12 protein-coding genes and 1 pseudogene are annotated in these 13817 nt (G+C 67.4%); 10 read left to right on the forward strand and 3 right to left on the reverse strand.

Annotated elements, in window-relative coordinates; translation table 11 throughout:
• Nucleotides 1–23: 23 nt before the first annotated feature.
• Nucleotides 24–1247: a cytochrome P450 gene (locus ACH34W_RS27755; RefSeq protein ID WP_395964027.1), complete on the reverse strand. Its 1224-nt coding sequence runs from the start codon at nt 1245–1247 to the stop codon at nt 24–26.
• 136 nt (nt 1248–1383) lie between these two features.
• On the opposite strand from ACH34W_RS27755, the gene ACH34W_RS27760 reads away from it, so the two are divergent.
• The 4 genes and pseudogenes from ACH34W_RS27760 to ACH34W_RS27775 form a co-directional block, all read left to right on the forward strand.
• Nucleotides 1384–2589: a TetR/AcrR family transcriptional regulator gene (locus ACH34W_RS27760; protein ID WP_395964252.1), complete on the forward strand. Its 1206-nt coding sequence runs from the start codon at nt 1384–1386 to the stop codon at nt 2587–2589.
• Between the two features lie 9 nt (nt 2590–2598).
• Complete coding sequence (locus ACH34W_RS27765; RefSeq protein WP_395964028.1) at nt 2599–3705, forward strand: DNA polymerase IV; 1107 nt, start codon at nt 2599–2601, stop codon at nt 3703–3705.
• 94 nt (nt 3706–3799) lie between these two features.
• A complete protein-coding gene (locus tag ACH34W_RS27770; protein ID WP_395964029.1) occupies nt 3800–4099 on the forward strand; it encodes a response regulator transcription factor in 300 nt (99 codons plus the stop codon).
• Between the two features lie 33 nt (nt 4100–4132).
• Nucleotides 4133–4333, forward strand: a pseudogene (locus tag ACH34W_RS27775) (cell division protein SepF); the annotation flags it as partial.
• Nucleotides 4334–4441: 108 nt separating this feature from the next.
• Here ACH34W_RS27775 and ACH34W_RS27780 read toward each other — a convergent pair.
• Entirely contained in the window at nt 4442–5047 is a 606-nt protein-coding gene (locus ACH34W_RS27780) for a hypothetical protein (RefSeq protein ID WP_395964030.1), read from the reverse strand.
• Between the two features lie 145 nt (nt 5048–5192).
• Between ACH34W_RS27780 and ACH34W_RS27785 the strand changes: the two genes are divergently transcribed.
• The 4 genes from ACH34W_RS27785 to ACH34W_RS27800 all read left to right on the forward strand — a co-directional run bounded on the left by ACH34W_RS27785 (nt 5193) and on the right by ACH34W_RS27800 (nt 10833).
• Nucleotides 5193–5753 carry an HU family DNA-binding protein gene (locus tag ACH34W_RS27785; protein WP_395964031.1) on the forward strand — a complete coding sequence of 187 codons (561 nt, stop codon included), beginning with the start codon at nt 5193–5195 and terminating at the stop codon, nt 5751–5753.
• A 678-nt stretch (nt 5754–6431) separates the two neighbouring features.
• Nucleotides 6432–9044 carry a M14 family zinc carboxypeptidase gene (locus tag ACH34W_RS27790; protein ID WP_395964032.1) on the forward strand — a complete coding sequence of 871 codons (2613 nt, stop codon included), beginning with the start codon at nt 6432–6434 and terminating at the stop codon, nt 9042–9044.
• 107 nt (nt 9045–9151) lie between these two features.
• Nucleotides 9152–10144 carry a metal-dependent hydrolase gene (locus tag ACH34W_RS27795; RefSeq protein WP_395964033.1) on the forward strand — a complete coding sequence of 331 codons (993 nt, stop codon included), beginning with the start codon at nt 9152–9154 and terminating at the stop codon, nt 10142–10144.
• A 110-nt stretch (nt 10145–10254) separates the two neighbouring features.
• Nucleotides 10255–10833 carry a dihydrofolate reductase family protein gene (locus ACH34W_RS27800; protein WP_395964034.1) on the forward strand — a complete coding sequence of 193 codons (579 nt, stop codon included), beginning with the start codon at nt 10255–10257 and terminating at the stop codon, nt 10831–10833.
• A gap of 642 nt (nt 10834–11475) precedes the next feature.
• Here ACH34W_RS27800 and ACH34W_RS27805 read toward each other — a convergent pair.
• Nucleotides 11476–11970 carry a MarR family winged helix-turn-helix transcriptional regulator gene (locus ACH34W_RS27805; protein WP_395964035.1) on the reverse strand — a complete coding sequence of 165 codons (495 nt, stop codon included), beginning with the start codon at nt 11968–11970 and terminating at the stop codon, nt 11476–11478.
• 99 nt (nt 11971–12069) lie between these two features.
• Between ACH34W_RS27805 and ACH34W_RS27810 the strand changes: the two genes are divergently transcribed.
• Together ACH34W_RS27810 and ACH34W_RS27815 are read left to right on the forward strand one after the other, a co-directional pair.
• Nucleotides 12070–12891 carry an SDR family oxidoreductase gene (locus tag ACH34W_RS27810; RefSeq protein ID WP_395964036.1) on the forward strand — a complete coding sequence of 274 codons (822 nt, stop codon included), beginning with the start codon at nt 12070–12072 and terminating at the stop codon, nt 12889–12891.
• Nucleotides 12888–13295 (forward strand): MarR family winged helix-turn-helix transcriptional regulator, encoded by a 408-nt coding sequence (locus ACH34W_RS27815; RefSeq protein ID WP_395964037.1) that lies wholly within the window; start codon nt 12888–12890, stop codon nt 13293–13295. The genes ACH34W_RS27810 and ACH34W_RS27815 overlap by 4 nt, the downstream gene beginning before the upstream one ends.
• Nucleotides 13296–13817 lie beyond the last annotated feature (522 nt).

A 13817-nucleotide genomic window follows, 5' to 3' on the forward strand; every position in this document is an offset into this window, starting at 1 on the left:
AGCCACTCCTTTATGAAACGTGGTCAGAACGACACGGGGAGCGCGGTCACGCGCCAGGTGCCCGGATCGAGGGCACGCAGCTCTACCGGATCGGTGCCGGAGGCGAGCGCGAGATCGGGGAAGCGTCGCAGGAGTGAGCCGAGGGCCACCTGCGTTTGCACGCGTCCGATGGACGCGCCGAGACAGAAGTGCGGGCCGTGCGCGAAGCCCAAGTGCGCCGGTGTCCCCTGAGGCCGCGTGATGTCCAGACGTTCCGGATCGGTGAAGACGCGGGGATCCCGATTGGCGGCGGCCACCGAGACGGTCACCGCGTCGCCCTTGCGTACCGGCACGCCGGAGATCTCGGTGTCCTCGTTCGCGTACCGAGGGACGGTCAGGAGCGTCGAGCCGCACCAGCGCGTCAGTTCTTCGACGGCGAGTGGCATGAGGCTCTCGGAGTCCGCCCGCAACGCGGCGAGCTGCTCGGGATGGGCGAGCAAAGCCGTCATGGCGTTGGCGATGAGGTTGATAGGTGTCTGGCCTGCCATCACGAGATGCCAGATCAGCGTGACGAGCTCGGTGTCGGTGAGCCGGTCGCCGTCTTCGACCTGGGTGTTGATGAGGTCGGAGACCAGGTCGTCGGCGGGCTCGTCGCGGCGCCGCGCGATGGCGGCTTTGGCGCCTTCCATGATCCCGGGGATGGCCCTGGCGAAGTCCTCCCCGGCTGCCGCGGCGACGGTCGCCCCGTACGCCCGCCACATCAGCCGATCGGATTCGGGGATGCCGACCAGGTCGCAGATCACGTCCATCGGCAATGGGCGGGCGAAGTGCGGCAGGAGGTCGAGGACGCCGTCCTGGGCATGCTCCATCGCCTCGTCGAGGAGCCTCTCGACGATCACCTCGATCCGCGGCCGGAACGCGGCGGCACGGCGCGGGCTGAAGGCCGGTGAGACGAGTTTGCGCAGCCGGGCATGCTCGTGCCCGTTCATCTCGGACATCGTGCGCATGTAGGGCACGCAGTCGTCGGGCACGTCGGGGCGCATGAAGCTGGCCTCGTTGATTTCGAACCGCGGGTCGCTCAGCATCTCCCGCGCCTGCTCGTACCGCGTCACCACCCACCACGGCCCCTGCCCCGGCACCTGGAGGCGCGCGAGTGGCGAGCGTTCCCGGGCACGTCCGTACGCGGCGAACGGATCGCGGATCACCTCGACGTCGGTGAGGTCGATCTCGGGAATCTCAGGAAGCTCGGAAACGTCCGTGCCGGTCATATGCCCTCCTCGCAGATTCGGATGATGACACCATATGATCTCGTCATCTGGATGGCGACGTTATCTTGGATCGCACAGTGCGGCAAACAAGTGCGGCAAACGGTCCGGCAACCAGCGGCAATCTGAGCGGGGGATGATGGGACGGCTGACGCGGGCGGAGACGCAGGAGCGCAACCGCGCCAAGGTGCTGGAGGCCGCCCGCGAGGAGTTCGCCGAACGGGGATTCCGCGACGCCAAGATCGACAGCATCGCCGATCGTGCGGGACTGACCCGGGGCGCCGTGTACTCCAACTTCCCGGGCAAGCGGGCCCTCTACTTCGCCGTGCTCGCCGACCTCGCCCACCAGGTCCAGCCACCGCTCTCCACCCCGGCAGCCCGGGACACCCTGGAGGCCCCGCCGAAAGCCCCGGCGGCCCCGAATGGCCCGGCCACCCCGGCGGCTCCGGGCCCGGATCGCACGGCACGCGAGGCGTTGGGGGCCTTCGCTCGCGCCTGGGTCGCCCGTCTGCCGCTCACCACGGACGATCCGCACGGGAACGCCCGGCTCGGCAAGGACCTCATGCCGGAGATCGCCGCCGAAGAACGCCTGCAGTTGCCGTTCGCACAGTTCATGAGGCTGAACGCGATCCTGCTCGGGCTCTCCTTGGAGGCACTCGCTCGCACCGACCAGCGCATGGTCAAGGTCGCCGAGACCGTCCTGACGACCCTGCACGGGGTGAGCCAGATGGTCGCCACCGCACCCGGTTTCGTCGAGCCGTTCGACGCGATCAGCGTGTGCGAGCAGCTGGCGGACCTTGAGCTGAGCGGCGGATGGCCGCCTCCGCACATGCCCTGGATCGCTCCGGCACGCCCCGTGGACGAGCCACTGCCATGGGCCCCCCAGCCCGCCACGACCGCAGTGGACGCCGTCCGGGCTGAGCCTGCGCGGCTTGCCGGTGACGGTGTGGTGGCGGTTCTTGGGCTTCACCGTCTGGAGGCGATCGAGGAGGCGGTACGCGCCGTACCGCCCGGCGGGGAAGTCACGGCCGTCCTGGTGACAAGCGATCCCGACGAGCTTGGACCACTCGCCCGACTGGCCATTGCCGACCTCCGCAGCTGCCTGTGGCAGGCGTTCCCGCCCTCAGCCTGGCCTCGGCTCCAGATCGTGCACGACCCGTCCGGGTCCTTGGCTGCCGCTGCCGGGGTGGCCGCCGTCAGCGACGCGACCGAGGTCGCCGTGCGCGTCGAATCGGGCCGGATCATCGCCCGGGCGGACGGCCGGGGCGCCTGCCATGCCGCCGCTTCGTTCGTTCAAGAAAATCGCAGGTCACCCCGCCTTTCGACGCCTCCGCCACGGCGGTGACAATGGACCATGGCCCCGTGGGTGCTCCACGTCGACCTCGACCAGTTCGTCGCCGCGGTCGAGATCCTGCGGCGCCCGGAGCTGCGCGGCCTGCCCGTCGTGGTGGGCGGTGACGGTGATCCGACCGCGCGGCGGGCGGTGGTCAGCACGGCGTCGTACGAGGCGCGCGCGTACGGCGTCCATTCCGGCCTGCCACTCCGGATGGCCGCCAGGCGATGCCCCGAAGCGGTGTTTCTGCCTGTCGACGCCCCCGCGTATGAGGCCGCTTCGGCACAGGTGATGGACGCCCTCCGGACGTTCGACGCGGTGGTCGAGGTCTGGGGCTGGGACGAGGCGTTCCTCGCCGCCGAGACCGACGACCCGGAGGCCATGGCCCGCGAGATCCAGCGCCGCGTACGCGATGCCACCGATCTTGAATGCACGGTCGGCATCGGCCAGAACAAGCTGCAAGCCAAAATCGCCGTCGGCTACGGCAAGCCCGCGGGCGTCTTCCGGCTGACCGGCGAGACGTGGTTCGAGCTGCTCGGGGACCGGCCCGTGGACGCTCTCTGGGGCATCGGCGGCAAGACCGCCAAGCGGCTCGCCGAACTGGGCATCACCACCGTCCGGGAACTCGCCGGCACCGACCCCCAAGTGCTCGCCGCCGCGTTCGGCCCTACCAACGGACCTCGGCTCGTCCAGGTCGGCCAGGGCCGCGACGACTCCGCCGTAGTCGGCGAACCTTACGTTCCGCGCTCCCGGGGTCGCGAAACGACGTTCCAGAACGATCTGGACGACTGGGCAGACGTGCGGCGTGAGGTGGCCAGGCTGGCGCGTGAACTGGCCACCGAAGTCGCAGCCGAGCAACGCGTCACTCAGCGGGTCGCCGTCAAGGTGCGCTTCGTCCCGTTCAACACCTACACCCGGCAGTACAAGCTGAAGGCGCCCACCACCGACCCGGCCGAGATCGAACGCGCCGCCCTGGCCGCCCTCGACCGCTTCACCGAGCCTCGAGCGGTGCGCCTTCTCGGCGTTCGGACCGAGTTCGTACGCGATCCGGAACCGAAACCGAAACCGAAATCGGAACCGAAACCGAAACCGAACCCGGAACCGGCACCGAAACCGGAGCAACCGTGACTCCACGACGGATCAGATAGGCGCGCCAGACCATGTAGACGAGGAAGGCCAGCCCCGCCACCAGATAACAGTTGGCGACCAGCGTCATCAGCCCATGGAAGCCGTACTCCCGCGGGCCGCCATCGTGCGGCGTCCACCAGAACGGCGCCAGCACAAAGATGATGTAGGCGGCACCGGCGGCGCCCTGGACGGCATCACCGACCGCGAACACGAGGTCCTCACCCTGGTCGGACGCGGCCTGGCCAACGCCGAGATCGCCGCCGAATTCTCCATCAGCATGGCCACCGTCAAGGCCCATGTGGCCCGGCTCTTCACCAAGCTGGACGCCCGCGACCGCGTCCACCTGGTCATCATCGCCTACGAATCTGGCTTGGTCTCCCCACCTCGCCCTTGACGTACAAGATCAGGCAGGCACACTGATTCAGTGGTCAAGACGCTGCACCCCACGACCTACAACGAGGTCTATTACGTCGGGCACTTCTTCCGGCAGGGCATCGCCGTGATCATGGACCTGACCGCGATGACCGACGCCGACGCCCAGCCTCTCGTCGACTTCGCCGCCGGCCTGATCATCGGCCGAGGCGGCGCGATGGAACGTGTAACCCCGAAAGTCTTCCTCCTGACCCCCGTCCGCTCCTCACCTCTGACTCCGCCCACCACTGACTCTGATTGACGGCCCACCACTGACTCTGATTGACGGGCGACTCTGATTGACGGGCGCTGGCGGACGGCACGCTCAGGAGGGATGAGGCTCGCCGCCGCCTTTGGCGGCCCACCACTCCGACGCCCGTGCGTCTGACCAGGTGAGGACGTCGCGGGCCGCTTCGGTGATGCCTTGGGCCGTCATGTCCAGGGCGCGTTCGTCGCAGCGGCGGGCAAGGAGGCGGAGGACGACTTGGGACTCGATGGACGGCCACGGTGAGCGTAGGAGCCAGATGCGCCCTGGGGGCGGGGCGGGCAGACCGCACTCGGCTGCGAGCCCGGCGGTAAAGGCGCCCACGTCCTGGTGGGTTTTGTCGTCCCAAGGCTCCAGCCATGATTGCTCGCCGCAGTACGCCCGGCTGAACTTCGGCAGGCGGTCAGCGACCCAGCAGCGGTGAGAGACGGGCCATACGGCTGGGAGGCAGCAGTACAACGGCGCGTCGTCCAGCGGCTGCCACTCCTCGCCTGCCAGTGCCTGCACTTCCGGGAGCTCCTCGGGCTTGGCGAAAGGCCAGCGCTCACCTGGCTCAATGAACCGTTTGCCATTCAGGGCGGCCAGCTCGGCAAGGCGCGGCGGCAGCGGCTCGACGGCTTCACCGTCGTTCGCTGCTGGTGTCGCCACGCCCCAGGGATCGTTCATAGCTGACACCCTTCCATCCTCTCCGGCCCATCCTCTCCGGCCTCCGCTGCCCGCCGGTTCCTCGGAATTGGGGGTTTTGGTCAGGCCTTTCGTCCGCGACAGGGCTGGTCTAGCCTGTCCACCAGGCCAAACGGGAGGATTGTGGATGAACAAGAGCGAACTGATCGAGGCAGTGGCGGCCCGCGCCGGTAGCGACCCCGCCGCCGCCCGCCGTCATGTGGACGCGATCTTCGAGACCATCATGGAGAACGTGGCGGCCGGCGAACGGGTGCTGGTCACGGGATTCGGCACGTTCGACAGCCTTGACCGGCCCGCACGCCAGGCGCGCAATCCCCGTACAGGCCTGCCGGTCGAGGTGGCGGCCGCGCAGGTGCCGCGGTTCCGCATCGGGCAGACGTTCAAGAACCGAGTCGCCAACGGCTCCGTGGCCGAGGCCGAGGCCGAAGAGGTCGCCGAAGCCGCCGAGGCCGAGGTGGTCGCCGAGCCCAAGAGCTCCAAGCCGAAGAAGAACAAGACTGAGAAGGCGAAGGAGAAGGAGAAGGCGAAGAAGGTTAAGGACTCCGACAGCAAGAAGGCTTCCGCTAAGAAGGACGCGGACGCCAAGGCGGACGTCAAGGCGGACGTCAAGGCGGGCACTAAGGCTGACGCCAAGGCGGACGCCAAGAAGGCTTCCGCTAAGAAGTCGAAGAAGGCCAAGAAGGCATAGGTCCGCAGGTGGAACGCCCGGGGACGAGTGCGGTCGCACTCGCCCGCCGAGCGCGGCCAGGTCCTCAGAGTTCGTTCAGGTCTACGGCGGTCGCGATGGCCTTGGCTCCGGCGTCGTTCGGGTGGATGTGGTCGCCCGAGTCGTAGGCGGGACGCAGGGCGTCGGGGTCATCCGGGTTCGAGAGTGCCTATCCGGTCCATCTCTCCGCGGCGGCGGCTGATTCCGCCGGGAGAGCGAACGTCGCGAACAAGATTGTCGCAGCGACCGAAGTTGCCAGAGCCTTCATGGTGGCCTCCCATGCTCAGCCCGCTTCGGTCTCCGCGGGCTTCCCTACCGCTGTTGCGGTTCATGGGGTCAGACCGGGCACGGCGAAAAAGGCCATCGACCGGCGGCCGGACGCGAGCGGCGGATGCCGGATGCCAGCGGCCGGATGTCGGATGCCAGCTGTCGGATGCCAGCTGTCGGATGCCAGCTGTCGGATGCCAGCTGTCGGATGCCAGCTGTCGGATGTCGGATGCCGACGGCCGGATGCCGGATCTCACAGGTGATTCGTTGACGATCAAGGATTGACCTTTCGGCGCCCACGATTCACGCTGGGCTCAGCCGACCGGTTGGCTTTCCTGTTCCTCTCGTTCCCCTCATCTCCCCTCAATCACCCTCCGCATCACAGGAGACCGGATGCTGCCGCGGCGTACCGCCCGCGCGCTGGCCGCCGTGTTGACCATCGGAGTGCTCGTCGGCGTGCCCTTGCACGCTGACGCGTCCCGAGCGGTCGGTACGGCTGTGCGCACGGCGCAGGGCAAGACGATTCCCGCTCCCAAGGACTACTTCGGCTTCGCGATGGGCACGACCGGCAGGCTCGCCGGATTCAACAAGATCAAGCAGTACTTCCGGCTGATCGGTGAACGGTCAGACCGGGTCGACTACCAGATCGCCGACCGGACCACCCTGGGCAACGAATATCCGGTGATGTTCGTCAGCTCTCCCAAGAACCTCCGGAACCTCGGCCAGATCGTGCGCGACAACCAGCGACTGGCCGAGCCGCGCGGGATCTCCGAGCAGGAGGCACGCAGGCTGGCGCACCGGAGCAAGCCGATCTACCTGATCGAGGGCACGCTGCACTCGACCGAGGTCGGCAACACGCAGGCGCTCGTCGACATCGTGCACCGGTTCGCGACGGAAGACTCCGACTACACCGACGCCGTGCTCGACAACGCCGTGCTGATGGTGATCCCGTCGGCGAATCCGGACGGCCAGCACCTGGTGGTCGACCACTTCGACAAGACGGCAGGCACCGCGTACAACCGCGTCTATCCGGACCTCTACCACCGGTACGCCGGGCACGACAACAACCGCGACTGGTTCATGTTCACGCAGCGGGAGACGCGGACGCGCGTCAGGCTGGAGCAGACATACCGGCCGGTCGTCGGGCACTACATGCACCAGGCCGGAACGGGCGGACCGCGATTGTGGGCCCCTCCGTACGACGAGCCGCTGGGTCACGGGGTCGACCCGATCACGCTGCAGTCGGCGACGCTTCAGGGAGGGCATGCCGTCCGTGCGCTGACGGCCGAGGGCAAGAAGGGCGTCGGGACGGACGACGCGTACGGGATCTTCTGGAACGCCGACGTCATGGGCTTCTCGACGTTCCTCGGCACGTCGTTGTTCCTGACGGAGATCGCCTCCGCGAAGGACCTCGCGTACCCGTTCACCAGCCCGGACGGCAAGCCGCTCGGCCCGCAGAACATGACGGTGCGCATGATGCAGCCGTACGACCAGTCGACGTGGACGCTCGAGCAGATCGTGGCGTACGCGAAGACCGCCGCGTACGCGGGCATCGAGAACGTGGCGAAGAACGGCGAGTCGTGGCTGTTCAACAACCTGTACCAGGTCGCGCGCAATGGCGTGGCGCTGCCGGACGTGGTGCCGGGCACTCCGTACGCGTACGTCGTGCCGGCGGGTCAGCGTGACCCCTTCGCGGTGCTGGAGATGATGCGGCTGTTCGAGTTCGGGCGGGTCGAGATCGAGCAGGCGGCGGCGCCGTTCACGGCGGGCGGCAAGAGCTATGCGGCCGGGTCGTACGTGCTGCGGACGCGGCAGCCGCTGGGCCGGTGGATCGACCAGTTGCTCAAGATCGACAAGTATCCGGAGAAGGCGGCGCGCAAGTGCGCCGACTGCCCGCTGATCATGCCGTACAGCGAGACGACCGACAACGTCGGGCTGCTGCTCGGCGTGGACGTCGACGCGGTGGACAAGGCGTTCACGGCGCAACTGCGACGGGTGCAGCGGGTCGTCCCGCAGGCTGTGCGGATGCCGAACGTGCCGCGCGGGGCCTATCTGGTCCCGCCCGAGTCGTACGGCGTGGCGCATGTGTTGCCGCGGCTGCAAAAGGCGAACGTGCCGGTCTTCCGGACGGCCGAGAAGTTCGAGGCCGGTGGGCGTACGTTCGCGCCGGGGACCGTGATGGTCCCGCCGTCGGCAGCGGCGCGCCAGACGCTGGAGGCGATCTCGGCCACGACCGGCCTCCAGGTGTACGGGACCGACGCGCTGCCCAAGGTGGAGGGCTTCAAGCTGAAGGCCGGCACGCGGGTCGGGCTCGTCCGCGGCGCGAACAACATGCCCGGCGGCTGGATGATGTGGATGCTCGACCAGTACGGCATCAACTACAAGGTCGTGAGCGCCGACGACTACGCGGACCTGCCGGGGCGGTACGACACGATCGTGCTGGCCGACGGGGTCTCCAAGACCACGATCGTCGACGGGCTCGATCCGGCCAAGAACCCGCCGGAGTTCGCGTGGGCGCGCGGTGTGGGCGAGAAGGGCTGGTCCGCGCTGGCGGACTTCGTCTCCGGCGGCGGCAACCTGGTCGCGATCGGCAGCTCCTCGCTGACCGCGCGCGAACTGCTCAAACTGCCGGTCGAGAACGCCGCGCCCGGGTCGGTCAACGCCCCGGGCGCCCTGTTGCGCGCCTCGTACAAGCCGACGGTCCCGGCCGCCTGGGGCATGCCGGAGAGCTGGCCGGTCTGGTTCAACCGGGACGCCGCGTTCAGGATCCAGGGTGACGCCGACGTCGCCTCCACCTATCCGGGCGATGGCGATCTGCTGGCCAGCGGGTATGCCGCTGGGACATCGGCGCTGGGCGGCCTGGCCAACATCGCGACCTTCGAGGTCGGCAAGGGCCACGCCACCATCGCCGGAAGCGAGATCACCTTCCGCAGCTGGCCCCGTGTGACCTGGCCGATCGTCATCAACTCCATCTACCACGGCCCATCCACGCCTGGTCGGCCGTAACTAGACAGTCGGTCTAATTGTGATGGAGCCCACATACATGCAGGCTTGCTTGCATGTATGTGGGCTTCGTAGCGTCGAGGTGTCTCCGGACCTCACTGGAGGGCACCATGAGCAAGGCTGCCTCCCGTCCACGACCTGCGGTAAGGCGCGAGGCCGTGCTCCGCCGTGCGATCACCCCTCGCAACGTGCGGACGCGCCGGATCGCGTTCGAGTATCCGCCCGAGAAGCTGCCCCGCCACTACGTGAACGGTGACCTGGTGATGAGCCACATCGTCACGGTCCTGTCCTCGCTCTTTCCCGAAGGCGAGGACTACTTCGTCCGTACGGTGCGCAACTACCGCGACCGGATCGACGACCCCGAGCTCAAGCGCCAGGTGGCCGGCTTCATCGGCCAGGAGGTGACGCACGGGCGCGAACACCGCCAGTTCAACGAGCGGCTCGCCTCGTACGGCTATCCGACCCGGCTCATCGACCGCATGACCAAGTACGGCCTCGGCTTCAACGAGAAAGTCCTGCCCAAGAGCGTGCAACTCGCCATCACCGCGGCGCTGGAGCACTACACCGCGACGCTGGCGGAGGTCCTGCTCAAGGATCCCGAGGCGCAGGCGATGTTCGACGTGGACGAGGTCCGCTCGATGTTCCAGTGGCACGCACTGGAGGAGAACGAGCACAAATCCGTGGCGTTCGACGTGTACGAGACCGTCAGCGGCAACCACCGGATCCGAACGTGGGTCATGCACTTCACGACCCTCGGCCTGCTGGGCGCGATCATCGCCGGCACCGTCCTGTCGCTGCTGCTCGACCGCTCGACCTACAACCCGCTCCGTCTCTTCCCGAGCCTGCGCAAGCTGCCGCGGTCACCGTGGCTCCGTCGCGAGGTCATCCGGCATCTGCGCGACTACCACCGGCGTGGCTTCCACCCCGACGACCATGACACCTCCGAACTGATCGCCGAATGGAAGACCCGGCTCTTCGGAACGGACGGAGCCCTGGCCGACCGCATGAAGGGACCCGGACCCGGCCAGCTCGCGGACGAACCCGGACCCGGCCAGCTCGCGGGCGAGCCCGGACCCGGCCCCGGCAGCGCGGCAGCCGTCTGACCTGTGCTTTCCTCAAATTCCAAGAAATTCGCCGTCGAGCGATGAGTTCACGCGGGGTGCTGTCTCTCTTCCTACTGACAGACACGACCTCCGAACGGGAGTTGAGGAAGATGCGCAAGCTGATCGTCTGCAACCTGATGTCGCTCGACGGCTGCTTCACGGGCCCGGGCGACGACGTCATGGTGATGCCGTTCGACGATGGATTCAGCGAATACAACGCCGAACGCCTCCGCGCCGCCGACACGATGTTGCTGGGCCGCACGAGCTTCGAGGGTTTCCGGGACTACTGGCCGCCGGTCGCCGACTCCGACGCCCCGCCGGTGGAACGTGAGATCTCGCGCCTCACCATGGACATCGACAAGGTCGTCGTGTCCGACACCCTGACCGCCGACCAGACCGGCGCATGGCGCAACACCCAGATCGTTCCTCGCGCCGACGCCCACAAGCAGATCGCCGAGCTCAAGAACGGGCCGGGCCGCGACATCCTGGTCTTCGGCAGCCACATCCTGTGGAACGACCTCCTGGCCCACGGTCTGGTCGACGAACTCCATCTGCTGATCGGCCCCGGCATCGTGGGCGACGGCGTCCGCTCGTTCGAGACCCGCTCGACCGCCTCGTTCCAGCTCGTCGAGACCCGCACCTGGGAGGGCTCCAGTCTCCTCCTCACCCGCTACGCCATTTCCTCCTGACGGGCCGTCGTTGTCCCGGCTGCCAGGTCGTCGGCCAGCACGCCCTGGCCGACGGCCTGGCCCGGCCAGCACGCCCTGGCCGACGGCCTGGCCCAGCCAGCACGCTCCGGCCCGGCCAGCACGACCTGGCCCGGGCAATGCGATCAGCCCGCAGCAATGACAGCGCGCCTACCTTGGTGGCGCCTGCTGACCCGCCGAAAGCACCGTCCAGAACGAACTCCGGTGCACGATCACCCATGTCCGACGCCAGTCGTTCCAGCACAGAAACAAAGACCGACGACAAGCTCCGCTGACGGCTCCCCGAGACCGTCTCTGCCCTTCCAGGGACACCCCCGGCAGGCCCCGCCCTACGACCAAGATCGACCTCGGCGGCCCCGGCGGCCTTGTCCGGCGGGGGGCTGCCAGGGAGTGGCCGATCGGCCTTCAAGCGCTACGCCCGGCGAACGCATCGACGCGATCCAGCCCGGCTCCACACCCGCCATCCGGGGGCCGGGTGAACTAGGCACCCACCACTATGTGAGGTCGCGGACCGCCGCTATCACCCAAGGGAACGAGCCGCAGATTGGCTGCTGCCCTTTGGCTGGCTCGACTCTCGCAACACTCTGACCTGCACAGTGCCCCGCAGTGCCCCCGCAAGCGGAGCTAGGAACCCTTGGAGTCCCTGGCCAGGCCACGCTCACGGAGCTCGGCCAGGGAGTCGACGTACTTGAGCATCAGGCGGGCGAACTCCAGCCGTTCCTTCTCGGGCCAGTCGGCCGTGATGTATTCGAACGCCGAACGCTGGTGCCGGCGGAAGCGGTCCATGAGTTCGGCGCCCTGGGGGCTGAGCTGGAGGACCGTACGCCGACCGTCCTGCTGGGATGCGGCACGGATGAGGTAACCGGCCTTGATGTTGTCGGTGACCATGCGACTGGCGACCGAGGGGTCCACAGCCAGGAGATCTGCCACCGCACCGACGGTGATCTCCTGGTCCGAGTCCCTGGTGTGCTCAAGAACGAGGTTGAGGACGAGGGTCCGGCTGAGGTCCTTGGCCGAGATCGGATTCTCTACCTCCAGCAGCGAGGTGCGCCGGAGCTTGGAGAACGCCGGGCCGACGGCGTCCAGCAGTTCGTCTGACGTCCTTGGCTCACTCGTCATGTCCTCATCGTATGTCCATGACCTTCAGAAGACATGTGTTGACACGAAAATATGTGCATGTAAGCATGCACATGTCTAACCATCCACATGGAGACCTACATGACCATCCTCATCACCGGTGCCCGTGGCAAGGTCGGCCAAGGTGTGGCCGGCCGCCTCAAGTCCGCCGGACACCCCGTTCGCGTCGCGAGTGCCGAGCCTTCCGGCGACGACGTCATCGAGCTCAAGCTCAACCGGCCCGAGACCTTCGATGCCGCGCTGGACGGAGTCGACCAGGTATTCCTCTATCCCGAGCCAGACGGCATCGACGCCTTCGTCAAGACTGCCGAGGCCGCGGGCGTCAGCCACATCGTCCTTCTGTCGTCCTCCTCGGTGCTCGGCCCCAACGCCGACAACGACCCGTTGGCCTCGCACAGCCTCGCCGTAGAGCGCGCCCTGACTGCGTCCAACCTCACCTGCACGTTCCTGCGTCCCGACGCATTCGCCAGCAATGCCCTCGGCTGGGCCTACTTCATCGGCCAGAACATGCCGATCCAGCTCGCCTACCCGGACGCGAACATCGCGCCCATCCACCCCGACGACATCGCCGACATCGCCGCCGAGGCGCTGACCGGCGAAGCGCTCAAGGGCCGTTCCATCACCCTCACCGGCGCCCACCCGCTCACCTTCCGGGAGCAGCTCGCCGTCATCTCCAACGTCCTCGACCGCGAGATCCCTGTCGAGAAGATCAGCCACGCGGAGGCCGAGCGGCAGATGAGCCGCTACATGCCCGCCCCGGCAGTCAGCTCCCTGCTCGCCCTCTGGGCCGCTGCCTCCGCCGAGCCCGCCGTCATCGCCGACACCACCGAGACCCTCCTCCGCAAGCCTGCCCGCACCTTCGAACAATGGGCTCGCGAGAACGCCGCCGCCTTCTCAGGATGAAGCCCATCGGATACTGGCTCAACCGCACCGACAGCGCGATCACCCACTACATGGACGACATGCTGGACGGCTTCGGCCTCACCCGGGTCGTCTGGCAGGTCCTCAACGTCATCAAGGACGAGAGCTCCGACACCGAAGTCTTTTCGCTCCTCCAAGCGAACGCAGACGTCCCGACCCTGCGGGCAGCCATCGAGACCGCGCTGACCAATCATTGGGCGACGCGTCCCCACCCTGGCTGGCTGAGCCTCACCCCAGAAGGCCGCACGCACATGGCCCAGGTAGCCGAACGTGTCGAAGCGTTCCGTGAACGCTCCATGGCGGGCATCTCTCAAGCCGACTACCGCACCACGATCAGCGTCCTCGAACGAATGACGCACAACCTCGAATCAGGAGCCGCCCAATGAACTCGCACCCGTGATCCTGCCGGCGAGCATCCAGACGGATCCGCATAGCTCGCCCCACGATCACCAGGAGGCTCCTTTTCACCCCTGGCGATGTCACTTCCAGCCGCTCCAGGTTTGTTTGGTCTTGAGGCCAACGTCCACCCAGAGCTTTGGTGTGTGGTCGCCGACCTACTGAAGCCTCCAGACAAAAATTGCGCGACTTACCGACCGGCTTGAGGAGGAAGTCATGCCGCTGGCCGTGCACTATGGACTCCTGGAACCAGCCAGGAAGCCGTCGGGTGTCCTACGAATGCCCCAGGACCGCCTGCGAGTGCAATCATGCCACGCAGCACCCCGAACCTTGGCGAGCTCTTCCTTGCCCCGCAACCGCGTCCACCTTCCGCGACGCTCCTCCGGGCCCTGCCGTAAGCACCGTTCCATTGGCGACCGCCACCACCCAAGCGCACATTGTAAGCGTCTTCATATCATTCATCCATTCCGTCCGTAGACCGTCGTGGATGGAACTAGTGGGTACGAAGGATC

The sequence above is a fragment of the Actinomadura sp. 6N118 genome (genome assembly GCF_044326415.1).
Taxonomy (GTDB): Bacteria; Actinomycetota; Actinomycetes; order Streptosporangiales; family Streptosporangiaceae; genus Spirillospora.